This window comes from Sphingomonas sp., from assembly GCF_042095875.1.
Classification (GTDB): domain Bacteria; phylum Pseudomonadota; class Alphaproteobacteria; order Sphingomonadales; family Sphingomonadaceae; genus Sphingomonas.
This window is the reverse complement of sequence record NZ_JBELMJ010000018.1, coordinates 11,590-37,417: the sequence shown is the minus strand read 5'-3', so window position 1 is coordinate 37,417 and position 25,828 is coordinate 11,590. Positions and strand designations below refer to the sequence as shown.

At 70.3% G+C, this 25,828-nt stretch carries 25 protein-coding genes and 1 riboswitch; of the genes, 11 read left to right on the top strand and 14 right to left on the bottom strand.

Translation table 11 applies throughout. The features are described 5' to 3' along the window. Positions 1-29 precede the first annotated feature (29 nt). Complete coding sequence (locus ACFDS6_RS08435; RefSeq protein WP_375271704.1) at positions 30-212, top strand: hypothetical protein; 183 nt, start codon at positions 30-32, stop codon at positions 210-212. A gap of 162 nt (positions 213-374) precedes the next feature. On the opposite strand, the gene ACFDS6_RS08430 is transcribed toward ACFDS6_RS08435, so the two are convergent. Further along, positions 375-1,505 carry a zinc-binding dehydrogenase gene (locus ACFDS6_RS08430; RefSeq protein ID WP_375271703.1) on the bottom strand — a complete coding sequence of 377 codons (1,131 nt, stop codon included), beginning with the start codon at positions 1,503-1,505 and terminating at the stop codon, positions 375-377. 43 nt (positions 1,506-1,548) lie between these two features. Further along, positions 1,549-3,243: an amidohydrolase gene (locus ACFDS6_RS08425; RefSeq protein ID WP_375271701.1), complete on the bottom strand. Its 1,695-nt coding sequence runs from the start codon at positions 3,241-3,243 to the stop codon at positions 1,549-1,551. A gap of 45 nt (positions 3,244-3,288) precedes the next feature. Between ACFDS6_RS08425 and ACFDS6_RS08420 the strand changes: the two genes are divergently transcribed. Continuing rightward, entirely contained in the window at positions 3,289-3,996 is a 708-nt protein-coding gene (locus ACFDS6_RS08420; protein ID WP_375271700.1) for a DUF4163 domain-containing protein, read from the top strand. A 2-nt stretch (positions 3,997-3,998) separates the two neighbouring features. Here ACFDS6_RS08420 and ACFDS6_RS08415 read toward each other — a convergent pair whose 3' ends face one another. Continuing rightward, complete coding sequence (locus tag ACFDS6_RS08415) at positions 3,999-4,322, bottom strand: hypothetical protein (RefSeq protein WP_375271699.1); 324 nt, start codon at positions 4,320-4,322, stop codon at positions 3,999-4,001. A 116-nt stretch (positions 4,323-4,438) separates the two neighbouring features. Here ACFDS6_RS08415 and ACFDS6_RS08410 point away from each other — a divergent pair, with 116 nt between their 5' ends. Together ACFDS6_RS08410 and ACFDS6_RS08405 are read left to right on the top strand one after the other, a co-directional pair. Continuing rightward, positions 4,439-5,695 (top strand): threonine ammonia-lyase, encoded by a 1,257-nt coding sequence (locus ACFDS6_RS08410; RefSeq protein ID WP_375271698.1) that lies wholly within the window; start codon positions 4,439-4,441, stop codon positions 5,693-5,695. A 109-nt stretch (positions 5,696-5,804) separates the two neighbouring features. After that, positions 5,805-6,581 (top strand): arginyltransferase, encoded by a 777-nt coding sequence (locus tag ACFDS6_RS08405; RefSeq protein ID WP_375271697.1) that lies wholly within the window; start codon positions 5,805-5,807, stop codon positions 6,579-6,581. Between the two features lie 6 nt (positions 6,582-6,587). On the opposite strand, the gene ACFDS6_RS08400 is transcribed toward ACFDS6_RS08405, so the two are convergent. The 4 genes from ACFDS6_RS08400 to ACFDS6_RS08385 form a co-directional block, all read right to left on the bottom strand. Beyond that, positions 6,588-7,388, bottom strand: coding sequence for a transglutaminase N-terminal domain-containing protein (locus tag ACFDS6_RS08400; protein ID WP_375271696.1), 801 nt, complete (start codon positions 7,386-7,388; stop codon positions 6,588-6,590). 1 nt (position 7,389) lies between these two features. After that, entirely contained in the window at positions 7,390-8,325 is a 936-nt protein-coding gene (locus ACFDS6_RS08395) for an alpha-E domain-containing protein (protein ID WP_375271695.1), read from the bottom strand. Beyond that, positions 8,325-9,884 carry a circularly permuted type 2 ATP-grasp protein gene (locus ACFDS6_RS08390; RefSeq protein ID WP_375271694.1) on the bottom strand — a complete coding sequence of 520 codons (1,560 nt, stop codon included), beginning with the start codon at positions 9,882-9,884 and terminating at the stop codon, positions 8,325-8,327. The genes ACFDS6_RS08395 and ACFDS6_RS08390 overlap by 1 nt, the downstream gene beginning before the upstream one ends. A 72-nt stretch (positions 9,885-9,956) precedes the next feature. Then, positions 9,957-11,933: a protein-disulfide reductase DsbD family protein gene (locus ACFDS6_RS08385; protein WP_375271693.1), complete on the bottom strand. Its 1,977-nt coding sequence runs from the start codon at positions 11,931-11,933 to the stop codon at positions 9,957-9,959. 118 nt (positions 11,934-12,051) lie between these two features. On the opposite strand from ACFDS6_RS08385, the gene ACFDS6_RS08380 reads away from it, so the two are divergent. Both ACFDS6_RS08380 and ACFDS6_RS08375 read left to right on the top strand, forming a co-directional pair. Beyond that, positions 12,052-13,740, top strand: coding sequence for an alkaline phosphatase family protein (locus ACFDS6_RS08380; RefSeq protein ID WP_375271692.1), 1,689 nt, complete (start codon positions 12,052-12,054; stop codon positions 13,738-13,740). Positions 13,741-13,790: 50 nt separating this feature from the next. Further along, positions 13,791-14,720: a DMT family transporter gene (locus tag ACFDS6_RS08375; protein WP_375271691.1), complete on the top strand. Its 930-nt coding sequence runs from the start codon at positions 13,791-13,793 to the stop codon at positions 14,718-14,720. On the opposite strand, the gene ACFDS6_RS08370 is transcribed toward ACFDS6_RS08375, so the two are convergent. Continuing rightward, entirely contained in the window at positions 14,717-15,214 is a 498-nt protein-coding gene (locus ACFDS6_RS08370; protein ID WP_375271690.1) for a CcdC protein domain-containing protein, read from the bottom strand. The two genes, ACFDS6_RS08375 and ACFDS6_RS08370, sit on opposite strands and share 4 nt — an antisense overlap. Before the next feature lie 148 nt (positions 15,215-15,362). Between ACFDS6_RS08370 and ACFDS6_RS08365 the strand changes: the two genes are divergently transcribed. Next, complete coding sequence (locus tag ACFDS6_RS08365; RefSeq protein ID WP_375271689.1) at positions 15,363-15,518, top strand: hypothetical protein; 156 nt, start codon at positions 15,363-15,365, stop codon at positions 15,516-15,518. A gap of 1 nt (position 15,519) precedes the next feature. Here ACFDS6_RS08365 and gcvPB read toward each other — a convergent pair whose 3' ends face one another. The 5 genes from gcvPB to ACFDS6_RS08340 all read right to left on the bottom strand — a co-directional run bounded on the left by gcvPB (position 15,520) and on the right by ACFDS6_RS08340 (position 21,257). Then, positions 15,520-17,103: an aminomethyl-transferring glycine dehydrogenase subunit GcvPB gene (gcvPB, locus tag ACFDS6_RS08360; protein WP_375271687.1), complete on the bottom strand. Its 1,584-nt coding sequence runs from the start codon at positions 17,101-17,103 to the stop codon at positions 15,520-15,522. Between the two features lie 144 nt (positions 17,104-17,247). After that, the gene (gcvPA, locus tag ACFDS6_RS08355) at positions 17,248-18,606 is read right to left on the bottom strand and encodes an aminomethyl-transferring glycine dehydrogenase subunit GcvPA (protein WP_375271686.1); all 1,359 of its coding nucleotides are present in this window, start codon (positions 18,604-18,606) and stop codon (positions 17,248-17,250) included. A 117-nt stretch (positions 18,607-18,723) separates the two neighbouring features. After that, positions 18,724-19,095 carry a glycine cleavage system protein GcvH gene (gcvH, locus tag ACFDS6_RS08350; protein ID WP_375271685.1) on the bottom strand — a complete coding sequence of 124 codons (372 nt, stop codon included), beginning with the start codon at positions 19,093-19,095 and terminating at the stop codon, positions 18,724-18,726. 4 nt (positions 19,096-19,099) lie between these two features. Then, the gene (gene gcvT / locus ACFDS6_RS08345) at positions 19,100-20,254 is read right to left on the bottom strand and encodes a glycine cleavage system aminomethyltransferase GcvT (RefSeq protein WP_375271684.1); all 1,155 of its coding nucleotides are present in this window, start codon (positions 20,252-20,254) and stop codon (positions 19,100-19,102) included. Positions 20,255-20,411: 157 nt separating this feature from the next. Further along, positions 20,412-20,513, bottom strand: a riboswitch (glycine riboswitch). An 81-nt stretch (positions 20,514-20,594) separates the two neighbouring features. Next, a complete protein-coding gene (locus ACFDS6_RS08340) occupies positions 20,595-21,257 on the bottom strand; it encodes a hypothetical protein (protein WP_375271683.1) in 663 nt (220 codons plus the stop codon). A 125-nt stretch (positions 21,258-21,382) separates the two neighbouring features. Here ACFDS6_RS08340 and ispH point away from each other — a divergent pair, with 125 nt between their 5' ends. The 4 genes from ispH to ACFDS6_RS08320 all read left to right on the top strand — a co-directional run bounded on the left by ispH (position 21,383) and on the right by ACFDS6_RS08320 (position 24,813). Next, positions 21,383-22,357, top strand: a complete 975-nt coding sequence (gene ispH, locus ACFDS6_RS08335; protein WP_375271682.1) for a 4-hydroxy-3-methylbut-2-enyl diphosphate reductase — start codon at positions 21,383-21,385, stop codon at positions 22,355-22,357. 121 nt (positions 22,358-22,478) lie between these two features. Next, positions 22,479-23,450, top strand: a complete 972-nt coding sequence (gene thrB, locus ACFDS6_RS08330) for a homoserine kinase (protein WP_375271681.1) — start codon at positions 22,479-22,481, stop codon at positions 23,448-23,450. Further along, positions 23,447-23,911 carry a ribonuclease HI gene (gene rnhA, locus ACFDS6_RS08325; RefSeq protein WP_375271680.1) on the top strand — a complete coding sequence of 155 codons (465 nt, stop codon included), beginning with the start codon at positions 23,447-23,449 and terminating at the stop codon, positions 23,909-23,911. Before thrB ends, rnhA begins: the two co-directional genes overlap by 4 nt. 14 nt (positions 23,912-23,925) lie before the next feature. After that, positions 23,926-24,813 (top strand): DMT family transporter, encoded by an 888-nt coding sequence (locus ACFDS6_RS08320; RefSeq protein ID WP_375271679.1) that lies wholly within the window; start codon positions 23,926-23,928, stop codon positions 24,811-24,813. On the opposite strand, the gene ACFDS6_RS08315 is transcribed toward ACFDS6_RS08320, so the two are convergent. Further along, positions 24,810-25,828, bottom strand: a 1,019-nt coding sequence (locus tag ACFDS6_RS08315) for an NAD(P)/FAD-dependent oxidoreductase (RefSeq protein WP_375271678.1), incomplete at its 5' end; no start/stop codon positions are given. The two genes, ACFDS6_RS08320 and ACFDS6_RS08315, sit on opposite strands and share 4 nt — an antisense overlap.

Sequence of the window (25,828 nt, the reverse complement as noted above, 5' to 3'; positions counted from 1 at the left end):
GTTCGGCGGCGAGGCGCGCTGAGCCTCGCATGACCGACGACGACCGCGACGGGATCAGCAACGGCCCGAACGGCCGGCCGACCGAGGACAGCATATCGAGCCTGGGGCCGGGCATCCCCGACGACGCGCTTGCGCCGGGCGAGGAACTGCCCACGCCGCCCAGCGACGAGGAGGTCGAGGCGGGCAAGCGGGCGCTGGGCGCCGACGACTAGCGGCGCGACGCCACCGCCGCAGGTCGTCCCGCACTCGATCCAGACTTGCTCTGCTGCCGGTGAGGAGAAGCGGGACCCCGGATCAAGTCGGCGACGAGCAGGGTTAATGATCTGCTCGCGTCGGCTCGCCGCTCGCTGAACAGCGAGGGCGTGCCCCGTCGCTCACCGGCTCGGGTCGATCAGATACTTCTCGCCGGTCGCCTTGCGCTCGTAGGCGCGGATCACGTCCGGATCGAGCGCTTCGGCGAGGCCGATGGTGCGGGTGTAGTTGCTGGCGAAGGTGGTGGTGAGTTCGTCGACGACGCGCTGGCGCATCCGACCGACCACCTCGGCGCCGGCGCGCTTCATGAACGGGGTCAGCAGCCAGCCCGAGACGCTCCACTGGAACCCGAAGGCGAGCCGGTTGAGCGTCGTCGGCGACAGGTCGAGCGCGCCGTAGATGTAGAGCTGCTTGAAGCTGTCGGAGCCGTAGCGGCTGAACTCGGTCATGTTGCGCGCCGCGGCCTGCTCCATCGCCTGCACGATGTCGCTGCCGAGCGTGCCACCACCGATCGCGTCGAACGCGACCGTCGCCCGCGTTTCCGCGATCGCGTCGACCAGCTTGCGGCGGAAATCGTCGTCGCGGCTGTTGAGCACGTAGGTGGCGCCGATGTCGCGCAGGATCGCCGCCTGCTCCTCCGAGCGGACGATGTTGACCAGCGGCACGCCGTCGGCGAGGCAGATCTTCTGCAGCATTTGCCCCAGGTTGGACGCCGCGGCGGTGTGGACTACGCCCTTATGCCCCTCCATCCGCGCGGTCTCGACAAAGCCGAGCGCGGTCAGCGGGTTGACGAACATCGACGCGCCGTCGGCCGCGCTCGCGCCCTCGGGCAGCGGCACGACGTCGCGCGCCTTCAGCTTGCGAAATTGAGCGTACATCGCACCGCCCATCATGCCGACGCGGCGCCCCATCAGCGCTTCCGCGCCCGAACCCGCCGCGACGACGGTACCCGCGCCCTCGTTGCCGACCGGCAGCGACTGGCCGAGCCGCGCGCGCACCCCGCCCTGCCGCTCGCGCGGGACCTGGAAGGTGACGGTCGGGCGATCGGCACTGCCCGAGGTCTCCAGCGTCGACACGTCGGCGGGACCGAGCAGCAGTCCCAGGTCGGACGGGTTGATCGGCGCGGCCTCGACGCGGACGACGATCTCGCCCTCGGCCGGCGGCGTCAGCGTCGTCTCCTCCAGGTCGAGCACCAGCGTGCCCTGCTCGGTCGCGGTGGAGCGCAGTTCGAGGCCCGTGAACGTATCCGACATCCGTATTCTCCCAAATGTTATCGTTGATGGTCGCGCGGCGGCGTCACTTGCGCTCCCACGCCTTCTCGCCGCCGATCCAGGTTTCCAGCACCCTGGTCTGGCGCAGGTCGGCGGCGGTGGCGGTCGCGGGATCGCGGTCGACGATCAGGAAGTCCGCCTTCTGCCCGGGTGCGAGATTTCCGAACTTGGCTTCGGCGAAACCGGCATAGGCCGCGCCGCCGGTGAACGCCCACCACGCCTGCTCGCGCGTCACCGCTTCCTCCGGGCGCCACCCGCCCGCCGGCTCGCCGTTCGCGTCGGTGCGGGTGAAGGCGGCGGCCCAGCCGGCCCAGGGATTGGGTCGCTCGACCGGGAAGTCGGAGCCGAACGCGAGGCCAGCGCCGTTCGCCAGCATCGAGCGCCACGCGTAGGTGCCCGCCAGCCGCGCCTCCCCCAGCCGCGCCAGCGCCATCACGCGGTCGCCGGTCGCGTGCGTCGGCTGCATCGAGGCGATGATGCCGTTCTTGCCGAAGCGCGGCAGGTCGGCGGGGTCGACCACCTGCGCGTGCTCGATCCGCCAACGACGATCGCCCTTATAGGTCTGCGACAGCTCACCGATCGCGTCCAATGCCTGCTGGTTGGCGCGGTCGCCGATCGCGTGGACGGCGATCTGGTAATTGTCCATCGCCGCGCGGCTCATCGTGTTCTGCAGCTGGTCGTCGGTCAGGAAGCCGAGCCCGCGATTGCCGGGCGCGTCGGCGTAGGGCACCTTCAGCCACGCCCCGCGCGAGCCGAGCGCGCCGTCGGCGTAGATCTTCACGCCCTCCAGCTTCAGCCGGTCGTCGTACAGCCACGGCGTCGGGCCCGTACCGCCGATCGCCACTGTGGTGTCGATGCCGTGACCGTAGGACATGATCCGTACGCGCAGCGCGCCGATGTCGCCCATGCGGCGATAGGTCATCCAATCCTCGATCGTGGACCCCATGTCGGCGACCGCGGTGACGCCGTAGCCGAGCAGGATCTGCTGCGCCTTCAGGAACGCGGCGGTGCGGTCCTTCGGCGTGACCGGCGGCACCGCACGGTCGAACAATTGCGTGGCGGCGTCGACGAACACGCCCGCGGGCGCGCCGTTCGCGCCCTTCTCGATCCGCCCGCCGGTAGGCGACGGGGTGGCAGCGGTGATCTTCGCCGCGCGGATTGCGGCGCTGTTCGCCCAGGCGGCGTGACCGTCGGCGCGACTGAGATAGACCGGCCGGTCGGCGACCACCGCGTCCAGGTCGGCCGCGGTCGGAAAGCGGCCGAGCCCCCATTTCTCCTGGTTCCAGCCGGTGCCGATGATCCAGGCGCGATCGGGATTGCCCTTGGCGTAAGCGGCGATCTTCGCCTTCGCCATCTCGAGCGAGGTCGTGTCCGACAGGTCGAGCGTCAGCGCCTGGAGCCCCAGTTCGATCACGTGACCGTGCGCGTCGATCATGCCGGGGACGAGCACGCGCCCCTTCATGTCGGCGCGCCAGTCGTACACCGGCCCCGGGTTCTTCTTGGTCCGCTTGGGCGGTTGCTCGTCGGGCGCGACGAGGCGGACGACGCGGCCGGCCTTGTCGATCACCAGCGCCTTGAACCGGGTCACGCGGCCCTGCTTGTCGAGCGTGACGCCCTGCACATTGTCGATCAGCGCGTCGGCGAGCGCGGGCGTGGCGGTGACGAGCGTCGCGCAACAGGCGAGCAGCGGCAGGCGGCGGAAACGACTGGGGGCGTACATGCGTCTCGCTGTATGACGGCCGGGCAACTTTGGCGAGAGCGGGCGATGCGGGTTCTGGTGGCGGTGATGGCGGCGACGGCGCTGGCGGGCGTGGCCGATGCCGAGCGCGTGACGACGCGCGATTATACTTTCGAGTACAGCTACCCGCGCGAGGCAGCGGCGATCGCGCCGCTGCGCGCGTGGCTGGAGGCGGACCGCGCCAGGTTGCGCCGCGTCACTGCACGGGACGCCGCCGCCGCGCGGCGCGAGTCGGCGGACGCTACCTTCCCCTTCCACGCGTACGACACCCAGAAGACGTGGAAGGTGGTGACCAGCACGCCGCGCTTCCTCAGCCTGTCGTTCGACCGCTATCGCTTCACCGGCGGCGCGCACGGCAACCCGTCGTCGGGCGCATTGCTGTGGGACAAGATGCGTCGCGCACGGCTCGATCCCATGCGGGTCTTCACGTCCGAAGCGGCGCTCGAACGGATCATCGCGCCGCGGTATTGCGCGCGGCTGAAGGCGGAGCGCAGCCAACGCCTTACGCCCAACATCACCACCGGCGGCATGTTCGACAAGTGCCCGCCGCTCGGGGACCTGACGCTGCTGCTCGGATCGAGCGACCGCCAGCGGATCGACCGCGTCGGATTAATTGCGGACCCCTATGTCGCCGGCTCCTACGCCGAGGGCGCGTACGAGGTGACGCTGCCGGTCACGCGGGCGATCGTGGCGACGGTGAAGCCGGAATATCGCGCGGCGTTCGCCGCGCGTTGAGCTCAGCGGGGCCGCCGGCAATCGTCGCGCGTGGTGGTGTAGCTGGTCTGTCGCCCCGGCTCGACGTCGCCGCGCTCGATCCGCGTGCCGTCGGCGCAGGTGATCCGGATCACGCCGGGGAACGAGGGCCGCGCCGCCCAGTAGCCGGGCGAGAATTGCCGCAGCGCGCGGGACCCGCCGCCGCCGTCGATCGCCACCGCGCTGATCGCGCGCGCTGGGTCATGCACGACCACGAAGCCGTGCCACCATAGGTCGACCGCGGAATAGACCAGCCCCGCGACGATCACCCAGGCGGCGATCCGGAGCGAGAAGAAGTAACGCTGCACGAGGCGTTCAATGCCAGTGCGCGCGGCCGCGTTCCGCGCACGGTTGGATCGCCGGCCGTGTTCCGCCCGATATCGCGGGTGTTTCGCTCGCGCAGCCATTCCGCTACGGCGCTGCGATGGCCACCCAGCTCGTATCGCCCGCCCCGTCGTCCGGCGCCCCGCTTCCGGTCTCCTGCGCCGACGTCGCGGCGGCGCACCGGCGGATCAAGGATGCGGTGGTGCGCACCCCGACGCTGATCAGCCGCACGCTGAGCCAGATGACGGGCGCGACCGTGTACCTGAAGTTCGAGAACCTGCAGTTCACCGCCGCCTACAAGGAGCGCGGCGCGCTCAACACATTGTTGCAGCTGTCCGACGCGGCGCGCGCCAAGGGCGTGATCGCGGCGTCGGCGGGCAACCATGCGCAAGGACTCGCCTATCACGCCAATCGCCTGGGCGTGCCCGCGACCATCGTGATGCCGCGCAACACGCCGATCGTGAAGGTCACGCAGACCAAGGGGCACGGCGCGACCGTGATCCTGGAGGGCGAGACGTTCGACGCCGCCTACGCCCACGCGCGCGTGCTGGAAGCGGAGCGCGGCTACACCTTCGTCCACCCGTTCGACGACCCACGCGTGATCGCGGGGCAAGGCACGGTCGCGGTCGAGATGCTGGCGGACGTGCCCGAGATCGACACGTTGGTGGTGCCGATCGGCGGCGGCGGGCTGATCTCCGGCATGGCGACGGTCGCGCGCGGCGCCGACCATCCGATCGAGGTGATCGGCGTCGAGGCGGAGCTCTACCCATCGATGTACAACCGGGTGAACGGCACGCAGATGCCGTGCGCGGGCGACACGCTGGCCGAAGGGATCGCGGTCAAGGAACCCGGCGGCATCACCTCCGCGATGGTGCGCGAGCTGGTCGACGACATCGTGCTGGTGTCGGAGCGCAGCCTGGAGGAAGCGGTCAGCCTGCTGCTGCAGATCGAGAAGACCGTGGTCGAGGGCGCGGGGGCGGCCGGGCTCGCCGCGCTGCTCCAGCACCCCGACCGGTTCAAGGGGCGCACCTGCGGCGTGGTGCTGTGCGGCGGCAACATCGACACGCGGCTGCTCGCCAACGTGCTGCTGCGCGACCTCGCGCGTTCCGGGCGGCTGGCGCGGCTGCGCATCCGGTTGCAGGACCAGCCCGGCGCGCTGTTCAACGTCGCGCGGATCTTCGACCAGGAGCGCGTCAACATCATCGAGGTCTACCACCAGCGCGTGTTCACCACCCTGCCCGCCAAGGGGCTGATCACCGACATCGAGTGCGAGGCGCGCGACCGTGCGCACCTGGACGGGCTGGTCACCGCGCTGCGCGGGGCGGGTTACGAGGTGAGCCCGGTCGAACTCGCCTGATCGCGCATTAACCCACAATCGTGGTAAAGCGGCTTTTCACCGTCGGTTGCGCGATTCATATAGCTGACATGGGCGTTCGGTATCGCGCCCTTCTGGAGAATATTCGGCGGTGACCGCGCCCTTCCGTTTTCCGCGCTTCTTCGTGACGAGCCCGCAGCCGTGCCCGTATCTTCCCGGGCGGCAGGAGCGGAAGGTGTTCACCGAGCTCTCCGGTCCGCACGCGGCCGAGCTGAACGACGCGCTCGGCCGGATCGGTTTTCGCCGCAGCCAGTCGGTCGCCTATCGCCCGTCCTGCGCGGGATGCGCCGCCTGCGTGTCGGTGCGCGTGCTGGCGGGCGAGTTCCGCGCCAACGCGACGCAGCGCAAGCTGATGCGCCGCCATTCCAACATCGAGATCAGCGCCTGCCGCCCCTGGGCGACCGACGAGCAGTACCAGCTGCTGCGCCGCTACCTCGCCGCGCGCCACCCGACGGGCGGCATGGTCGGCATGGACGAGATGGATTACGCCGACATGGTCGAGCAGTCGCCCGTGAACTCGGTGATCGTCGAATATCGTGCGCCGGGCGAGAACGGCGTGCCGGGCAAGCTGATCGGCGCGTGCCTGACCGATCGGCAGGCGGACGGTTTGTCGATGATCTATAGCTTCTTCGACCCCGACGACGCGGCGTGGCCGGGGTTGGGCAACCTCATCATCCTCGACCACATCCATCGCGCGCGCGACGCGGGGCTCGACTACGTCTACCTCGGTTACTGGGTGAAAGGCTCGGCGCGGATGGCGTACAAGACGCGCTATCGCCCGATCGAGGTGCTGAGGCCGCGCGGCTGGTCGCTACTGGAGGAGGACAGCGCGGCCAATGGCGGCGCGCGCGTCAGGCAGCACGCGTGAGTTTCGTCACTCCGCGCTGACCGACACCGCGACGTCGAGCCGCTCGTCCCCCTCGCCCATTCGGGTCCCCGCGACCGGCGATGCGCCCGCCGAGTCGAAGCCGACCGCCACGCGGACATGGTGCTCCTCGGGCGAGGAGCGCGACGTGGGGTCGAACCCGACCCAGCCCAGCCCCTCGATCCAGGCGTCGGCCCAGCCGTGCGGCGCGGGCCGGTCGCCCTGCTGCTGGTCGCAATAGCCCGAGACGTAGCGCGCGGGCACGCCGCACGCGCGCGCGGCGGCGATGAAGACGTGCGCCAGGTCGCGCGCGGTTGCTGTCTCGCGCGCGAACGCGTCCGCGACCGCCAGCCCCGGCTCCGGCCGGCCACGCGCCAGCGTGAAACGCTCGCCCACCGCGCGGTTGAGCCGGTGGAGCGCCGCGACCGTGCCCGGCTCCTCGCCCAGCACGTCGCGCGCGAAGTCGGCGATCGCCGCGTCGGCGCGCGTCAGCGGCGTGTCGCGGGCGAACAGCCGCGCGGGCAGCGGCTCAAGCGTGCCGTGGAGCACGCCGTCGGAGTGGCTGGTCACCACCTCGCCCGTTACCGACAGGTCGATGCGGTCGACCGGGCCGTCGATGTAGAGCATCGTGGTCGCGTTGCCGAGGCCGTCCTGCCCTTCGGTGATGCGCGCGTCGCAGTCGAGCGCAATGTGCCAGTCGGCGACGATCTGATCGTGCGTGTTGCGCGGCGTCATGCGCAGCAATTGCACCACGCGCGCCTGCGGCTCGCTGAAGCGGTAGGTCGTGCGGTGATCGATCGACAGCCGCATCTCAGTTGAACTTGAACTGGCGGCCGATCGCCGCGTGCAATTGGTCGTTCTCGCGCATCAGCGCCTCTAGGTGCTGGTGCAGGCCGGAGGCGATCACGTCGCCGGTGCGGGTCTGGAGCGTGCGCTGGTGCCGCCCGCGCGCCATGCGGTCGGCCTCGCCCTGCCCGCCGAGCGACTTGGCGAGCGCGTTGAGGATCGACACCGTCTCGTCGATCGACCCCGCGATGCTGCGCGGCAATTCCGCGCGGCTGAGCAGCAGGTCGATGACGTTGGCGGGCTGCAACCCGTCATTGTAGAGCCAGCGATAGGCGGTGACCGCCGACACGGTCTGCAGGATCGTGGTCCATTGATCGCGGTCGACCGTGCCGCCGACCGGCTCGCCCGCGGGCAGCAGCAGGTGATACTTGACATCGAGCAGCCGCGCGGTGGTGTCGGCGCGCTCGATCACCTGGCCCAGGCGGATGAACAATGTGGTCTGGTTACGCAGCATGCGGTGCACCGCGCCCTCGAACCCGCGCGTCTCTGACTTTACCTTGTCGACCAGGCCGAGCGTCGCGGTCGAGTCGAGCGGGGAGATGCGGCGGTCGAAGATCAGCCACGCGCTGTTGATCGCGCTCCACGCCTCGCGGCTGAGCGCGGTGCGCACCGCGCGCGCATTGTCGCGCGCGGCGGCGAGGCAGCGGACGATCGAGCCCGGGTGCGACGCGTCGGTGATCAGGAAGGCGACGACCGCCTCGCGCGTCAGCGGTGCGCCGCTCGCCTCGAACGCGGCCTCCGTGTCGGTGACGGCGAGCGCGGAGCGCCACGCCGCCTCGCCCGCGGGGCGCGACGACAGCACGTCAAGGCGCACGGTCGCCTCGACCAGTCGCGCGACGAAATCGGCACGCTCCAGGTAGCGACCGAGCCAGTAGAGCGAGGCGGCGGTGCGGCTAAGCATCAGCGCACCTCCCGCGTCAGCTCGGTGCCGCCGAGCGATTGCACCATTCCGTCCTCGCCGAGCGACTGCGACATCCCGCCCGCGCCGATCGACTGCGTCATGCCGCCCATCGTCTGCGTCATGCCGTTCGCGTCGTCCATCAGCACGAACGAATCCTTGGTACCGCCGCCCTGGCTCGAATTGACGACCAGCGATCCTTCCTTGAGCGCGACGCGGGTCAGCCCGCCGGGCACGACCTTCACGCCCTTCGACCCGGTCAGCACGAACGGGCGGAAATCGACGTGGCGCGGCGAGAGACCGGCATCGGCGAGCGTCGGCACCGTCGAGAGCGCGAGCGTCGGCTGCGCGATATAGCGGTGCGGCTCGGCCACCAGCGCGGCGCGGAAGCGCTCCACTTCGTCCTTCGACGCGGTCGGGCCGACGAGCATGCCGTAGCCGCCCGAGCCGTCGACCAGCTTGACGACGAGCTGGTCGAGGTTGTCGAGCACGTATTTGAGCGCCTGCGGCTCGCGGCAGCGCCACGTCTCGACGTTGGGCAGCTTCGCCTCGCTCCCTGAGTAGAAGCGCACGATCTCGGGCATGTAGCTGTAGATCGCCTTGTCGTCGGCGATGCCGTTGCCCGGCGCGTTGATGATCGCGACGTTGCCCGCGGCATAGGCGGCGATCAGCCCCGGCACGCCCAGCATCGAATCGGGGCGGAAGACGAGCGGATCTAGGAAGTCGTCGTCGACGCGGCGGTAGATCACATCGACCTTCACCCGTCCCGCGATCGTCCGCATGTAGACCACGTCGTCGTCGACGACGAGGTCGGCCGCCTCGACCAGCTCGACGCCCATCGAGTCGGCGAGAAAGCTGTGCTCGTAATAGGCCGAATTATAGTGGCCGGGCGTCAGCACGACGCAGGTCGGATTCTGCCCGCAGCCGCGCGGGGAGACGGAGCGCATCGTCTCCAGCAGCATGTCGGGATAGCTGTCGACCGCGGCGACGCGGAATTGCGAGAACAGTTCGGGGCACAGCCGCACCATCGCCTCACGGTTCTCCAGCATGTAGCTGACGCCCGACGGCGTGCGGGCATTGTCCTCCAGCACGAAGAAGTCGTCGGGGCCGGTGCGCACTAGGTCGATCCCGCAGATATGCGCCCACACGTCGTGCGGCGGGCGGATGCCGGCGATCTCGGGTCGGAACTGCGCGTTGCCGAGGATCAGATCCTCGGGCAGCACGCCTTCGCGCAGGATGCGACGCTCGCCGTAGATGTCGTGGAGGAACGCGTTGATCGCCTCGACGCGCTGGATCAGCCCCTCGGACAGTCGCGCCCACTCGCGCGCGAGGAAGATGCGCGGCACGATGTCGAACGGAATGATCCGCTCCGACGCGTCATTGTCGCCGTAAACCGCGAAGGTGATGCCGAGTTGGCGGAACGTCGTCTCGGCCGCTTCCTGCCGCCGGCGCAGCTCGTCGGCGGGAGTGGCCTCGAGCCAGTGGCACAGGTCGACCAGCTCGCTGCGGGCCCCCTCGCGCTCGGGTGGTCCCATGATCTCGTCGAAAGCTTGCGTCCCCATGAGGTCGTAACGCTCCCGCAGCGATTTGGACGCATGCCGGGACACGAAGCTGCGCGGCGACAGGGCGCCGCGTCAGGAGGGAAGCGCGGCGAGTGCCGATTTGGTCAGAATCTGCGGCAGCACGCGTGGTTGCGACGCTCCCTTGGCGTACCACAGGTACAGCGGCACGCCGGCACGGTTGTGCTGCTCGATGAAGCGGCCGAGCGCGGGGTCGCCGTCGGTCCAGTCGCCGACCAGCACCGCGACCTTGCCGGTCGCGAAGGCGTCGGCGACCGCCTGCGTCTCGATCGCGGCCTTCTCGTTCACCTTGCAGGTCAGGCACCAGTCGGCGGTAAAATAAGCGAACACCGGCCGACCCTCGGCCTGCAAGGCGGCGAGCCGCGCCTCGCTGAACGGTTCCGCGCCGGGCAGCGCCGCGACGGCCGATGCCGCGGTCGGCTGGGCGCGAACGAGCAGCACGCCCGCCAGCGCGAGCGCGAGCGCCGCGCCCGCGGGCCACCCGGCACGCTCGCGCCCGGCGTGCTGGCGGCGCCCGGTCCACCACAGCCCGAGGCTGGCGAGCAGCACCGCCGCCAGCCCCCACGTCATGCCGTCGACCCCGGCCTGCCGCCCGAGCACCCAGGCGAGCGCGAGCGCGGTCAGGAACATCGGCGCCGACAGAATGTGGCGCAGCCGCTGCATCCACGCGCCCGGTCGCGGCAACCGCCGGCGGAGCGCGGGAACGAAGCCGAGCAGCAGGAACGGCAGCGCGATGCCGATCCCCAGCCCGGCGAACACCGCCATCGCTGCGACCGCCGGCAGCACCAGCGCCGCGCCGAGTGCCGCGCCCATGAACGGCCCGGTGCACGGCGTCGCGACGAAGGCGGCGAGCGCGCCGGTCATGAACGCGCCGCCGACCCCGCCCGTGCTCGCGAACCGGGGCGTCGGCAGCTCGAACAATCCCGCGAGATTGAGCGCGATCGCGGCAACGAGGATCAGCAGCACGCCGACGACGCGCGGGTCCTGCAACTGGAACGCCCAGCCGGCGCTCGCCCCGCCCGCGCGCAGGACGAGCAGCACGCCGCCGAGTGCCAAGCAGACGAGCACCACGCCCGCGGTATAGGCCAGCGCCTCGGCCCGCGCGCGCGCCTCGCTCTCGCCCGACTTGGCGAGGCTCAGCGCCTTGAGGCTCAGGATCGGGAACACGCACGGCATGACGTTGAGCAGCAACCCGCCGAGCAGCGCACCGCCGAACGCGAGCAGCGCCGCCGCCCACACGCCGCCACCCGCTCGCGCCGCCGCGACCGAGCCGGGGGTTGCCGACAGCGCGAAGCCCTGCCCGTCGGCGGTTCCCAACACGCCCTCGATTGCGCCGGTCGGCGCGGTCGCGGCGGGCTTGGTCTCGATCACCACGCGGTCGCCGTCGCGGGTCACCTGCTGCGGCGCGGCCATGTCGATGATGCCCGTCGCCGCCGGGTAGAACCACGCCTGCCCCAGCGTCGCGTCGGCGGGATAGGGCACGGAGAGCCGCAGGCGCCCCTGCTCGACCTGATAGGTGGCGGGCGAGCCGAGCGGCCGCGGGACCGCGCGCGCGTGCGCGTCGAACGCTGCGCGCCGCGCGGGCGCGACCACGCCGTCGCCGATCGTCACCGCGGTCCCGACCTCCTGCTGCTCGGGCACGCAGACCTGCTCGGTGCAGACGAGATAGGTGAGTTTCGCAGCGATCGGCACGCGCGTGCCGGCAGGGAGGCCAGCGGGCAGCGTCAGGTCGGCGAGCAGCGCGAAGGGCCGCTCGTAGACGAAGTTCATCAGCCCCGCGATCAGCAGCCGTCCGGGCACCGGGTAGCGCAAGGCGCTGGCGCTCGCCCCCGCGGGCAAGGTCCAGGCAACCTGAGTCTCGACGCCCGCGTCGCCGGGGTTCTTCCAGTAACCGTGCCAGCCGGGCTCCGGCACCGCCTCGAAGGCCAGCCGCACGGTCGAGCCCGCGCGCGGCTGCGCGCTCTCCGGCACCAGCGTCAGACGGAGGTGCTTGGCGCCCGGCGCCTGCGCCCATGACGCCGGCGACTGCATGGCAGCCACCGTCATCAGAATGAAAAGCGCCGCGCGCACAGCTTGCCTGACCATCGACCCCGGCTCATAGCGGCGCCATCGCCGCTTTGCATCATCCTGCTTTGCATCAAGGTTGCCCATGAAAGTCCTAGCCGCCGCGCTGCTCCTGACCTCCGCGCTCGCATCGCCTGCGATGGCGCAGAACTCGCGCGAGGCGCGCGAGGCGACTCCCGCCGCGCCGCCGGTCGCGCCCAGCAGCGAGGCGGCCGCGCCCGCGGCGCCGCGCACCCCGCCCAAGCTGATCGTCGCGATCTCGGTCGATCAATTCTCCGCCGACCTATTCGCGCAGTATCGCAACCACTTCACCGACGGCTTCGCGCGGCTGCTGACCGGCGCGGTGTTCCCCTCGGGCTATCAGAGCCACGCCGCGACCGAGACGTGCCCGGGCCACTCCACCATCCTGACCGGCATGCGACCCGCGCACACCGGGATCGTCGCCAACACCTGGGTCGACCAGCGCGCGGGCCGCGCGGACAAGCAGGTCTATTGCGCCGAGGACGAGCGCGCCGCGGGCAGCGACCACGAGAAATACGTGCCGAGCGACGTCCACCTGAAGGTGCCGACGCTGGGCGAGATGATGAAGGCGCGCGACCCGCGCACCCGCGTCGTCTCGGTCGCGGGCAAGGACCGCGCCGCGATCATGATGGGCGGGCACAAGGTCGACGAGCTGTGGTTCTGGGGCGGCAAGGACTTCATCTCCTACGCCGGGCGCCATGCACCGCCCGCAGTCGAGCGCACCAACGCGGCGGTGACGGCGCTGCTCGCGCGGCCGCAGGCGGGGCTGGAACTGCCTGGCTATTGCCGCAGCATCGCCACGCCGGTGCAGGTCGGCGAGCAGGTGCTCGGCACCGGCCGGTTCGAGCGCGCGGCGGGCGATGCCAAGGCGTTCCGCGCCTCGCCCGCGAGCGACGGCGCGGTGTTCGCGCTCGCCGCCGCGCTGATCGGCGACATGAAGCTCGGCTGGGGCCCGCAGACCGACATCATCGCGGTCGGCGCGTCGGCGACCGATTACATCGGGCACGCCAACGGCACGCAGGGGTCGGAGATGTGCATCCAGATGAATGAGCTCGATCAATCGCTCGGCGCGTTCCTGGCGCAGCTCGATCGCTGGGGGCTCGAATATGAGGTCGTGCTGACCGCCGACCACGGCGCGCACGACATGACCGAGCGGCAGCAGCAGCGCGCGATGCCGATGGAAGCGCGCGTCAACGCCGACGTGACCGCCAAGGCGATCGGCGCCGCGATCGGGCGTGACCTGGAGCTGTCGGGGCCGGTGCTGCTGGCGAGCGAGGGCGACGTCTACGTCGCCGACGACGTGCCCGCTGCGCGCCGCGCCGCGGTGATCGCGGAGGGGGTCAAGCGCTTCGCCGCGCAGCCGCAGGTCGCCGCGGCGCTGACGCGCCAGCAGATCATGGCGACCCCGATGCCGACAAGCCCGCCCGAGACCTGGACGCTGGCCGAGCGCGCGCGCGCATCGTTCGACCCCGCGCGGTCGGGCGATTTCCTGGTGCTGCTGCGCCCGCGCGTCACGACGATCAGCAAGCCCGGACCCGGTTACGTCGAGACGCACGGCTCGCCGTGGGATTACGACCGCCGCGTGCCGATCCTGTTCTGGCGCAAGGGGCTGGCCGGGTTCGAGCAACCGTTGTCGGTCGAGACGGTCGACATCGTGCCGACGCTCGCCGCGACGATCGGCCTGCCGGTGTCGGGGCTGGACGGCCGCTGCCTCGACCTCGATTCGGGCGCGGCGAGCACCTGCGCGCGCTGAGCGGTCGATCGCCGGTTGCGCCGCGCGTCCCGATCGGGGAAGCGCGGAGCGTGGCCGCCGCCGACACCAACCCGATCGCGCCCGACCGCGTCCTGCTCGCGATCGGGCTGCGGCTGCTGTCGGTGTCGCTATTCGCGTTGATGAACGTCGGCATCAAGCTCGCCGAGGCAAGCGGCGCGTCGCTGGCGGAGATCATGTTCTGGCGGCAGTTCGGCGCGACCTTGCTGGTCGGCGCCATCGTGGCGGCGGGGCCGGGCGTTGCCAGCCTAGGCACGCAGCGGTTCGGCGCGCACGTGCTGCGTACCGCGCTGGGGCTCGCGGCGATGGCGCTGACCTTCGCGACGCTGACCATGCTGCCGCTGGCGGAGGCGACGACCATCGGCTTCTCCATGCCGATCTTCGCCACCGTGCTGGGCGCGCTGGTGCTCCACGAACCAACCGGCTGGCGGCGCTGGGCAGCGGTGTTCGCGGGGTTCGCCGGCATCCTGATCGTCGCGCAGCCGGGAAGCGGCGGCTTCCCGCCGGTCGGCGTCGCGACCGGGTTGTCCGCCGCGGCGGGGACCGCGACCGTCTCGATCCTGCTGCGCACGATCGGGCGGACCGAGGCGCCGCTGACGACCGTGTTCTGGTTCTCGTTCCTGTCGCTGGTGCCGCTGGGTGCCGCCTACCCGTTCGCGGCGAAGGCGCACTTTCCGATGGTGTGGGCGATCCTGCTCGGCATCGGGGTGATCGGCGGCGCGGCGCAGATCGCGATGACGCGCTCGCTGACGCTCGGCCCGGTCTCCACCGTGGTGCCGATGGATTACACCGCGTTGCTGTGGGCGACGCTGCTCGGCTGGCTGGTGTTCGATCGCCTGCCCGCGCCCGCGACCTGGGTGGGGGCGCCGGTGATCGTCGCGTCCGGGCTCTACATCGTGTGGCGCGAGCATGTCCGCCGGCGCGAGGAAACCCGGCAGGCGGTGGCGCAGGGGATCGCCTAGCTAGCGGCGAGCAGGCGCCGGCCGCGCAGAAACATCTCGACCCGCATCGCGGCGAACAGTCCCAACGCCATCGCCATCAGCACGTCGGTCGCGACGAACGGATCGATCGCCCAGCCGCCGCGCTCCACCGCGACGCGCGCACCGCTGCGCGCGGCGACCAGCGCGACGATGAACAGCAGCGCGGCGGGCGATCCGGTCTGATTGAGCGCGTAGGTGGCGGGGTCTAGCGTGATCCGCATCATCCGGCCGCGCTGCCACCCGAGCAGCGCGCCGAGCAGAAGGGCGGCGAAGCAGAACAGCCACGCGACGCCGCTAGGCGGGTGGGCTGAGTAGAGGACGGCGCACAGCACGGCGTAGAGCGTCGGCAGTACCCACAAACGCTCGAGCTTCAGCGGTCGCGCGCGGCCGATCCGCCGCCACCGGAACGCCAGCACCAGCGTCATGATCGCGAACGTGACAGCGTAGCCGATCCAATTGGCCGACGGATTGCTCATGTAGTGAGGCTAGGCGTCCGTTGGTGAAAACGGAAGTGACGCCGAGCTCGTGACCTATTCGCTCGTCTGAAGAAAAGGTGTATGAGTGTGGTAGGTCAGCTCGGAGGCAAGGATGCCGGTACCCGATCACACGAGCCGCACACGAAGCATGAGGCTGCGCATCAAGGCTGCACTGCGCGCGGGCGGCATGCCGCTTCGCCCCAAGCGGCGCCGACCGGACGACCCGGGCAGCGCCGCCGCGCCGGTGGAACCCGCCCCCTCGCCGCGGCCGCTGATCGGCGGCGCGGCGGCGGAGGTGGACTGAGCTACTCCGCGGCCTGCGCTACGGCGACGGGTTCCTTCCACACCAGCTTGGGCTTGCGCGCCGCCAGCGTCTCGTCGAGCCGCGCGCGCGGGGCGAAGTGCGGCGCGCTCTTGAGCGCGGCGTCGCCCGCCTTGGCGCGCTCGGCGACCGAGCGCAGCGCGCCGATGAACTGGTCGAGTGCGGCCTTCGACTCGGTCTCGGTCGGCTCGACCAGCATCGCGCCGTGGACGACGAGCGGGAAGTAGACCGTCATGGGGTGGAAGCCTTCGTCGATCAGCCCCTTAGCGACGTCGAGCGTCGAGAAGCCGTCGGCGAGGTTCGCGTCGGAGAACAGCGCCTCGTGCATGCACGGCCCCGCACCCGCGAACGGTGCGTCGAGCATGTCCTCCAGGCTACGCAGCACGTAGTTCGCGTTCAGCACCGCATCCTCCGCCACCTGACGCAGGCCGTCGGCACCGTGGCTGAGGATGTAGGTCAGCGCGCGCGTGAACATGCCCATCTGGCCGTGGAACGCGACCATGCGGCCGAAGCTCTGCGCGTGGTGCTCGCCCGCATTCTCTTCCTCGACCAGCTCGTAGCGGCCATCCTGCTCCTCGACGAAGGGCAGCGGCGCGAAGGCGGTCAGCCGTTCGGAGAACACCACCGGCCCCGATCCCGGCCCGCCGCCGCCGTGCGGGGTGGAGAAGGTCTTGTGCAGGTTGATGTGCATCGCATCGACGCCGAGATCGCCCGGGCGCACGCGGCCGACGATGGCGTTGAAGTTCGCGCCGTCGCAGTAGACGTAGCCGCCCGCAGCGTGGACCGCGTCGCTGATCGTCTTGAGATCGCGCTCGAACAGCCCGCAGGTGTTGGGATTGGTGATCATCACGCCCGCGACATCGGGCCCCAGCCGCGTGATCAGTGCATCGGTGTCGACACGCCCGTCGGCGGTGGCGGGGATATCCTCGACCGCGAAGCCCGCGAAGGCCGCGGTCGCCGGATTGGTGCCGTGCGCGCTCTCCGGCACCAGGATGATGCGGCGCTGCCCCTCGCCCTTGGCCTCCAGCGCGGCCTTGATCGCGAGGATGCCGCACAGCTCGCCGTGCGCGCCCGCCTTGGGGCTCATCGCGACCGAGTGCATACCGGTCAGCGTGACGAGCCAGTGTGCGAGCTGGTGGATCACGCCTAGCGCGCCCTGCACCGTGTCGATCGGCTGGAGTGGGTGGACATCGGCGAAGCCGGGGAGCCGCGCCATCTTCTCGTTCAGGCGCGGGTTGTGCTTCATCGTGCACGAACCGAGCGGAAACAGCCCCAGGTCGATGGCATAATTCTGCCGGCTGAGCCGGGTGTAGTGGCGCACCGTCTCGGGCTCCGACAGGCCGGGCAGGCCGATCGGTGCGGTGCGCGCGAAGTCACCGAGCCGCGATGTGGCGGCGACGGGTTCGGCGACTTCGACCCCGGTCGTCTCGGTCGAGCCGATCTCGAAGATCAGCTTTTCTTCCAGCATCAACGCCTTGTTGCCGGTGAAGGTGGCGCCAAGGTTGTCTGGGGTCTCGCCCTGCTTGGCGGTCATCTCGGGACGCCAGCCGCTCTGGTTGATGGCCATCGGATCAGGACTCCTGGGCGGTCGGCGCGAGTGCGCGGCGGACCGAAGTGGAGGAAGTGGAGGTTCTAAACGTATTTTCTACGTCGCTCGGCATCGCGGGCGACATGGTGCCGGCCAGCTGCCATTTCTCCAACAAAGTGCGGATCATGCGAGCACCTCTTCGAGCGCGATCGCAAGTGCCTCGATGTCCTCGGAGGTGACCGTCTCGGTCACCGCGACGACCAGGCCGTTGGCAAGGTCGTCCTCACCCGGATAGAGCCGGCCGAGCGACACGCCCGCGAGCACGCCGCGGTCGGCCAGCGCGCGCACGATCGGCCGCGCCTTCTGCCCCAGGTTGAGCGTGAACTCGTTGAAGAAGGTGTCGTTAACCAAGGTGACGCCCGGCACCTGCGACAGCCGCTCCGCCGCCGCGGCCGCGTTGGCGTGGTTGGTCGCCGCCAACTGCCTGAGCCCCGCCTCGCCCAGCAGCGTCATGTGGATCGAGAAGGCGAGCGCACACAGGCCGGAGTTGGTGCAGATGTTGCTGGTTGCCTTCTCGCGGCGGATATGCTGCTCGCGGGTGGAGAGCGTCAGCACGAAGCCGCGGCGGCCGTCGGCGTCAACCGTCTCGCCGCACAACCGACCCGGCATCTGGCGGACGTACTTCTCCTTGCAGCCGAACAGCCCGACGTAGGGCCCGCCGAACTGCAACCCGACACCGAGTGACTGACCTTCGCCGACGACGATGTCGGCATCCATCTCGCCCGGAGACCGGATCGCGCCCAGCGCGACGGGCTCGGTCACCACAGCGATCAGCAGCGCCTTGTTGGCGTGGCACGCGTCGGCGAGCGGCTTCAAGTCGGCGATGCGGCCGAGGATGTCGGGATATTGCACCACGACGCACGACGTATCGCCGTCGATCTTCTCGATCAGCGCGTCGACGTCCATTTCAGCGGTCAGGTGTGGCGTGCTCGTCTCCAGCTGGTCGCCGGTGTACTTGGCCATCGTCTTCGCGACTGAGACGTAATGCGGGTGGAGCCCCGCCGACAGGATTGCCTTGCCCCGCTTGGTGATCCGCCTGGCCATGCCGATCGCTTCCCAGCACGCGGTCGAGCCGTCGTACATGCTGGCGTTCGCCACGTCAGTGCCGAGCAGGCGCGCGACCTGCGTCTGGAACTCGAACAGCATCTGCAGCGTGCCCTGCGCGATCTCGGGCTGGTAGGGCGTGTAGGCGGTCAGGAACTCGCCGCGCTGGATCAGGTGATCGACGCTGGCGGGGACGTGATGGCGATACGCGCCCGCGCCGAGAAAGAAAGGCACCTCGCCCGCGACCGTGTTCTTGCGCGCGAGCGCAGTCATGTGCCGCTCGACGCTCAGCTCACTGGCGTGGTTCGGCAGGCCGGCGACTGGGCCGTCCAGCCGCGCGGCCTCGGGCACGTCGACGAACAGGTCGTTGATCGACGCGGCACCGATGACGGACAGCATGTCGGCGCGATCATGGTCGGTGAGTGGCAGGTAGCGCATTCGGTGCTCCTCCCCTCGATACGGAGGGGTCGAGGTTGGGTCGCGTGCGGGGTAGGTGTCGGTGCTGTCGCACGCCGACCCACCCCCGGCCCCTCCCTGGTCAGGGAGGGGAGATCGTCAGAGCTTTTCGACGAAGGCGGCGTAGGCGTTCTCGTCCATCAACTGGTCGAGCTCGGACGCGTCGCTGAGCGTGATCTTGAAGAACCAGCCCTCGCCCTCGGGGTCCGAGTTCACCAGCGACGAATCATCGGCGAGCGCCGCGTTGCCCTCGACCACGGTCCCCGACACGGGCGCGTAGACGTCTGACGCGGCCTTGACGCTCTCCACCACCGCGGCGTCGTCACCCTTGCTGAGCGACTTGCCCTCCTCGGGCACCTCGACGAACACGATGTCGCCGAGCTGGCTCTGCGCGTAGTCGGAGATGCCGACGGTGCCGGTGTCGCCGTCGACCTCGATCCACTCGTGGTCCTGCGTGAAATAGCGGCTCATGGGATCAGGCTCCTCGGTAGTAACGATGGGGAACGAAGGGCATCGCGGCGACGGTCGCGGCGTGGACCTTGCCGCGCTGGACGAGGCTGACGGCGCTGCCGGCGGTCGCGAGTTCGGTCGGGACGTAGGCCATCGCGATCGGCGCGCCGACCGAGGGTGCGAAGCCGCCGCTGGTCACGCGCCCGATCACCGCGCCGTCGTCGCCGACGACGCTCGCGCCCTCGCGCACCGGCTGGCGACCCTCGACCAGCAGGCCGACGCGCTTGACCGCGGGGCCGTGCTCGCGCTCGGCGAGGATGCGTGCGGCACCCGGGAAATCCGCTGCCTCGCGCCGGCGCTTCCACAGCGCGAAGCCCAGGTCGGCCATCACCGGTGTCGTCTCGGGATCGAGATCGTGGCCGTAGAGCGGCAGCCCAGCCTCGAGCCGGAGCGAGTCGCGCGCGCCGAGGCCGATCGGCTTGACCTCGGGCTGCGCGAGCAGCGCGTCGGCGAACGCCTCGGCGGCCTCGGCGGGCAGCGAGATCTCGTAGCCGTCCTCGCCGGTGTAGCCCGAGCGGCTGAGCCACAGGTCGTGGCCCTGCCACTCGAACGCGCCCGCCTGCATGAAGGTCAGCGCCTCGACGCCGGGGATCAGCCGCGAGACCGCGTCGACCGCCTTCGGCCCCTGAACCGCGAGAAGCGCGTGATCCTCCATCAGGTTGATCGTCACGTCGTCGGGCAGATGCTCGATCATATGCGACACGTCGTCGTACTTGGTCGCGCCGTTGACGACCATGTAGACCTTCTCATCCTCCTGGCGCGTGAGCATCAGGTCGTCGAGCACGCCGCCCTCGTCGTTGAGCAAGAGCGAGTAGCGCGCCTTGTTGAACGGGAGGCGCTCGATCTCGGCGGGCAGCAGCGCCTCCAGCGCACCCACGACGCCCTCGCCGGTGATCGACAGCTGGCCCATGTGGCTGACGTCGAACAGCCCGGCGTTCGCCCGCGTCCACAGATGCTCGGCCATGATCCCCTCGTACTGGACGGGCATGTGGTAGCCGGCGAACTCGACCATGCGGCCGCCGCGCGCGCGGTGCCACGCGTCGAGCGGGAGCGTCAGCGTCTCGATGACGACCTCGTCGTCGTCGCTGGCGCCGTTGGTGGGTTGGATCGTGTCGCTCATCACGGCTTCCTGACGAAAGGACATCGCGACGCGGGCTCGCGCGGCGATCATGTCCCCCTCTGTCACGGAACCTGAGAGCTTTCTCGCCGCTTGCGCGCGATTACCCCTTCGGTGGATCGCGCCGGGTGACCGGCACGACCGCTTTCCAGAGTGTCGATAAGGCTGCGCGGTCCCTGCTGCCTGAGAGATTCCGGGGTGGTTGCTCCTTCGGCGGCGGCCCCCGCCTGAAAGGCCGGCCGCACTCTCCCGCGCCGCCCACGCAGGACAAGCGCCCCGCGTCGACGCCCGGTGCTGTGACGCCGCGCGAGATTGGTGTCAATCGCTCTCGCGCGGAGGTGCGTCAGCGCGTGGCGTTGTAGCGGAGCTGGTCGGGCGTGAGCTGGAAGCCGACCAGCGCCTCGAACGTCGCCGACAGCACCGCGCTCCGCACCTCGGGCTGCGCCAGCGGGTCGAGTGCCGCGTCCTCGTCGCCCGCCTTGCGCTTGCGCGTCAGCCGGTCGCGAATCTCCTGCGGCACCGTGGCGAGCGCGCGCGAGACGATCGTGGTGGCCTGCTCGCTCGCGGTCGCGACGCCCTGCCCCGCGTCCCAGTGGAGCGCCACCGCGCCGACGCGCTTCGACACCACCGAATTGCCGCCGCGCGTGATCGCGATAAAGTACGGCAGCGTGGCGTCGCGCGGGCCCGCGGTCTGCGTGCGACGCGCGCGCACGTCGAAGGTGACGGTGGTATGGATGTCGTCGCCTGCATCGTTGCAGGTCGAGCGGACGTTGCTGATCGCCGCGGTCACGTCGATCGCGCTCGCGTCGGTGCTGCCGGCGGGGTTGAACACGGTGACGTCGCCCGTGCCCGCGGGCACGCCGACGATCGGGCAGGCCGAGCGCACCGCGGTGATGCCGGCGGCGCCGCCCGACACCTCGATCTCGCCCGACTTGGCGCACCCGGCCAGGGTCCCGCCCGCGGCGAGAAGCAGGACGAGCGGCAGGTGATGGGGGCGAAGCGACACGGGCGGCGTTCCTGACACAATGGAGCGAATACGCGACGGGACCGCCTCTCGCGAGCCGGCCCCGGTCGCCGCGCACCATAGGAACCGGCTTTCACCGGAGCAAGCATTGGCGTACATGCGCGGGCATGTCCGACATTGCCGATTTCGCGCCGCCCGCGCGCCGCCCGCTGGAGCTGATGATCGCCGCACCGCGCGGTTTCTGCGCCGGGGTGGACCGCGCGATCCGCATCGTGGAGCTCGCGCTGGAGAAGCACGGCGCGCCAGTCTACGTCCGGCACGAGATCGTCCACAACAAGTTCGTGGTCGACGCGCTGAAGGCGAAGGGCGCGGTGTTCGTGGAGGAACTGGACGAGGTGCCCGACGACGCCAACGTCGTCTTCTCCGCGCACGGCGTGCCCAAGTCGGTGCCGGCGGAGGCGCAGGACCGGGGGCTGAGCTACCTCGACGCGACCTGCCCGCTCGTCTCCAAGGTGCACCGCCAGGCCGAGCGGCTGGTCGCAGCCGGGCGCCACATCGTGTTCGTCGGCCACGCCGGCCACCCGGAGGTGATCGGCACCTTCGGACAGGTGCCCGCGGGCGCGATGACGCTGGTCGAGACGGTCGAGGACGTCGCGGCGCTCGACCTGCCCGACCCGGCGAACGTCGCGTTTCTCACGCAGACGACGCTGTCGGTCGACGACACCGCCGCGATCGTGTCGGCGCTGCACGCGCGATATCCGTCGATCGATGCGCCGCGCGGCGAGGACATCTGCTACGCCACCTCCAACCGCCAAGCGGCGGTCAAGGCGATCGCGGATTCGTGCGACGCGGTGCTGGTGATCGGCGCCCCCAATTCGTCCAACTCGGTTCGATTGGTCGAAGTCGCCGAGCGGCAGGGCGTGCGCGCCGCGCTGATCCAGCGCGCGAGCGAGCTCGACTGGGCGTTCCTCGACGGCGTCGGCACATTGGGCATCACCGCGGGGGCGTCCGCGCCCGAGCTGCTGGTGCGCGAGCTGGTCGACCGGCTGGCGACGCGGTTCGACGTGGTCGAGCGCGAGGTCGAGACGACGCGCGAGTCGATCGCGTTCAAGCTGCCGCGCGGGCTCGACGCCGCGGCCTGAGCGCGCTGTCCGGCACGCGCGAAGCGTGCCACGGCGGTTGCGTGAGTGAGGATGTGCTGGGGCGGGCACACCTGCGCGGGCGGGTGACCTTCGAGACCTTCGACGCGCAGGGAGATTGAGTATGGCCGTCTACACGCACGTCTCCGCCGAGGCGCTGGGCCGCTTCCTCGCGCGCTACGATGTCGGCGAGCTCGTCTCCGCCAAGGGGATCGCGGAAGGGGTGGAGAATTCCAACTACCTCGTCGACACGACCGCGGGGCGCTACATCCTGACCTTGTACGAGCGGCGCGTGGCGGCGGACGACCTGCCGTTCTTCATGGCGCTGCTCGACCATCTCGCCGCCAAGGGGTTGCCGGTGCCGCCGGCAATCGCGGACCGCGAGGGGCAGGCGATCCAGCAACTGGAGGGCCGCCCGGCATGCCTGATCCGCTTCCTGCCCGGTGTGTCCTTGTCGCACCCGACGCCCGCGCAGGCGCTGGCGGCGGGAGAAGCGCTGAGCATGCTGCACAAGGCAGTTGCCGATTTCCCTCTCACGCGTCCAAACTCCATGGGGCAATCAACGTGGCAGTCACTCTATGAGCGATGCGGCACCAGCCTAGATCAGATCGAGCCAGGACTGCACCATGCCCTTGGCGTAGCGATCAACGACCTCTCGTGGACCTACGATCGCGATCGCTTGGATCGCTGCGCGATCCATGCCGATCTGTTTCCCGACAACGTTCTAATGCTAGATGACCGTGTCACCGGGCTCATCGATTTCTACTTCGCCTGCACTGACATACGTCTCTATGATCTCGCGGTCATGCATGCATCTTGGGCGTTTGACGCGACAGGCAACGAATATCGGAGCGACATAGCTGACGCTCTCACCGCTGGATACCAGCGACACTATGCCTTCAGCGACGACGACGAAGCCGGCTTTACCGACCTTTGCGTTGGTGCATGCATCCGCTTCACGCTCTCGCGAGCGTGGGATTGGCTTAACACGCCGGCTGACGCCCTCGTGACGCGCAAGGATCCGCTCGCCTTTTGGCGTCGTGTGCGCGTGTACGATCCAAACCTTTTTGATTTGATCGACTGGTGCAAAGAATGACCGAACTTCCGATCGTTGAGATCGCCACCGACGGCGCCTGCAAAGGTAATCCCGGCCCGGGCGGCTGGGGCGCGCTGCTGCGGATAGGCGAGACGGAGAAGGAATTGTCGGGTGCCGAGAACCCGACCACCAACAACCGCATGGAGCTGACCGCCGCCATTGAGGGGCTGAAGGCGCTCAAGCGGCCGTGCCGAGTGACGCTGTCGACCGACAGCCGCTACGTCATGGATGGCCTCACCAAGTGGATCCACGGCTGGCAGAAGAACGGCTGGCGCACCGCCGACAAGAAGCCGGTGAAGAATGCCGAGCTTTGGCAGGCGTTGCTCGCCGCCGCCAAGCCACACCGGATCGAGTGGAAGTGGGTCAAGGGCCACGCCGGCCACCCCGACAACGAGCGCGTCGACAAGCTGGCCAGCGACGCCGCGGTCGCGATCGCCAAGCGGCCGCGCGCCGCCGCCTGACTGCGACCTAGGCGATGCGCGCGCGCGACTTCCTGATCCTGGTGCTCGTCTGCCTCGCCTGGGGCTACAGCAATGTGCTGAGCAAGATTGTGGTCGGCCAGTGGCACGTGCCGCCATTGTTCTTCGCCGCGGTGCGCTTCGCCTTGGTGGTGATCGCGACCTTGCCGTGGCTGTGGCCGATGCCGCGCCCGCGGTGGCGGGTGGCGACGATCGGGCTGCTGATGGGCGCGGGCAATTTCGCTTTGCTGTTCATCGGATTGCAGACCGCCTCGCCCTCTTCCGCCGCGATCGTGATCCAGGTTGGCGTGCCGTTCACGACGCTCCTGACGATCGTGCTGCTGGGCGAGCGCATCCACCTGCGCCGCGGGATCGGCATCGCGCTGACGCTGGCGGGCGTGGTGCTGGTGGTGTGGGACCCGGACGGCGTCGCACTGTCGGCGGGGCTGTGGTTCATCGTCGGCGCGGCGTTCGCGGGGTCGCTGGGCGCGGTGATGATGAAGCAGGTCGAGGATGTCGCGCCGCTGCGCTTCCAGGCCTGGGTCGGCCTGGTCTCGTGCCTGCCGCTGGCGGTCGGATCGGCGCTGTTCGAGCGCGGGCAGTGGACGAGCGCGGTGGCGGTCGGCTGGCCGTTCGTGGCGGCGGTGCTGTTCGCCGCTTTGGTCGTCTCGGTCGCGGCGCACACCAATTACTACGCGCTGATCCGCCAGTATGAAGCGAATTTGCTCGCGCCGCTGACGCTGATGACCCCGCTGGCGACGATCGCGTTCGGCGTTGCGCTGACCGGCGATCGGCTGGATGGCCGGATGATCGCGGGCGCGGCGCTCGCGCTGCTGGGCGTGCTGGTGGTCGCGATGCGCGCGCGGCCGCGAACCGCGCTGCTCGCCGAGCGCGAGCAAGCCTAGGTCGCCGCGAAGCGCGTCGCGGCGTAGCGGCTAGCGTCGACGCCGGCGGGCATATCACCGCCGACCAGCAGCGCGGCGCCGATCTCAGCCGCCGCCGGCGCGGTCTGGATGCCGAACCCGCCCTGCCCCGCGAACCAGAAGAAGCCGGGCACGTGCGCGTCGAAGCCGTAGACCGGCGCGCGGTCGGGCGCGAACGAGCGCAGGCCCGCCCAGCTCCGCTCCAGCCTGGCGACGCGCCAGTCGACGACGTGCTCGAACCGGTCGACCGCGGTCGCGACGTCGATCTCCTCGGGCGCCACATCGTGCGGGTCGACCGGCGTCTCGTCGTGCGGGCTGAGCCACAGCCGCCCGCCCGCCTCTGGCTTGAAGTAGAAGCGTCCGGCGATGTCGGCGACGTGCGGCAGGCTCGCCGGCGGTGCCGGGTCGGTCAGCAGCTGCACCATCGTGCGGCGGTACGCCTGGATGCCGATCGGGCGCACGCCCGCGTTGGTCGCCACCGCGTCGGCCCAGGCACCGGCGGCGTCGACCAGCACGTCGGCGGTGAAGCGGCGGCCGTCGCGGGTCGTGAGCGTCCAGCGCCCGCCCGCCCGCTCGGCGCTCGCCAGTTCGGCGCGGGTCTCGACCACCGCCCCGCCGCGCCGCGCCGCGGCGAGCCGGTCGGCGTGGAGGCGACCGACGTCGATGTAAGCGCACGACGCCTCCATCACGCCGTGCCGCCACTCGGGCCTGGTCCCCGGCAGCAACGTCGCGGGATCGACGCGGTCGAGCGCGACCGGCGTGTCGGCGAATTCGGCGAGGAACGTGTCGATCGCGCGCTCGTCCTCGTCGCGACCGATGTGGAGCGAGCCGAGCGGTTCGAGGTAGCCGCCGTCGCGCAGGTCCGCGCCCGAGGCGGTGGTCAGCGGCTGGATCGCCGGACCGCCGTACGTCTCCGACCAGAAGGCGGCCGAGCGGCCGGTGGCGTGATAGCCGGGCTGGTCCTCCGCCTCGAGCAGCAGCACGCGCGCCCGGTCAC

Bases quoted from the DNA above. Each gene is read 5' to 3' on its own strand.
- ACFDS6_RS08380 (WP_375271692.1), top strand. From the start codon at position 12,052: ATGAAAGTCCTAGCCGCCGCGCTGCTCCTGACCTCCGCGCTCGCATCG.
- ispH (WP_375271682.1), top strand. From the start codon at position 21,383: ATGTCCGACATTGCCGATTTCGCGCCGCCCGCGCGCCGCCCGCTGGAG.
- ACFDS6_RS08395 (WP_375271695.1), bottom strand. From the start codon at position 8,325: ATGCTTAGCCGCACCGCCGCCTCGCTCTACTGGCTCGGTCGCTACCTG.
- ACFDS6_RS08385 (WP_375271693.1), bottom strand. From the start codon at position 11,933: ATGCAGTCGCCGGCGTCATGGGCGCAGGCGCCGGGCGCCAAGCACCTC.
- rnhA (WP_375271680.1), top strand. From the start codon at position 23,447: ATGACCGAACTTCCGATCGTTGAGATCGCCACCGACGGCGCCTGCAAA.
- gcvPA (WP_375271686.1), bottom strand. From the start codon at position 18,606: ATGCGCTACCTGCCACTCACCGACCATGATCGCGCCGACATGCTGTCC.
- gcvPB (WP_375271687.1), bottom strand. From the start codon at position 17,103: ATGGCCATCAACCAGAGCGGCTGGCGTCCCGAGATGACCGCCAAGCAG.
- gcvH (WP_375271685.1), bottom strand. From the start codon at position 19,095: ATGAGCCGCTATTTCACGCAGGACCACGAGTGGATCGAGGTCGACGGC.
- ACFDS6_RS08390 (WP_375271694.1), bottom strand. From the start codon at position 9,884: ATGGGGACGCAAGCTTTCGACGAGATCATGGGACCACCCGAGCGCGAG.
- ACFDS6_RS08400 (WP_375271696.1), bottom strand. From the start codon at position 7,388: ATGCGGCTGTCGATCGATCACCGCACGACCTACCGCTTCAGCGAGCCG.
- ACFDS6_RS08410 (WP_375271698.1), top strand. From the start codon at position 4,439: ATGGCCACCCAGCTCGTATCGCCCGCCCCGTCGTCCGGCGCCCCGCTT.
- ACFDS6_RS08430 (WP_375271703.1), bottom strand. From the start codon at position 1,505: ATGTCGGATACGTTCACGGGCCTCGAACTGCGCTCCACCGCGACCGAG.
- ACFDS6_RS08365 (WP_375271689.1), top strand. From the start codon at position 15,363: ATGAGGCTGCGCATCAAGGCTGCACTGCGCGCGGGCGGCATGCCGCTT.
- ACFDS6_RS08435 (WP_375271704.1), top strand. From the start codon at position 30: ATGACCGACGACGACCGCGACGGGATCAGCAACGGCCCGAACGGCCGG.
- thrB (WP_375271681.1), top strand. From the start codon at position 22,479: ATGGCCGTCTACACGCACGTCTCCGCCGAGGCGCTGGGCCGCTTCCTC.
- gcvT (WP_375271684.1), bottom strand. From the start codon at position 20,254: ATGAGCGACACGATCCAACCCACCAACGGCGCCAGCGACGACGACGAG.
- ACFDS6_RS08425 (WP_375271701.1), bottom strand. From the start codon at position 3,243: ATGTACGCCCCCAGTCGTTTCCGCCGCCTGCCGCTGCTCGCCTGTTGC.
- ACFDS6_RS08320 (WP_375271679.1), top strand. From the start codon at position 23,926: ATGCGCGCGCGCGACTTCCTGATCCTGGTGCTCGTCTGCCTCGCCTGG.
- ACFDS6_RS08420 (WP_375271700.1), top strand. From the start codon at position 3,289: ATGCGGGTTCTGGTGGCGGTGATGGCGGCGACGGCGCTGGCGGGCGTG.
- ACFDS6_RS08370 (WP_375271690.1), bottom strand. From the start codon at position 15,214: ATGAGCAATCCGTCGGCCAATTGGATCGGCTACGCTGTCACGTTCGCG.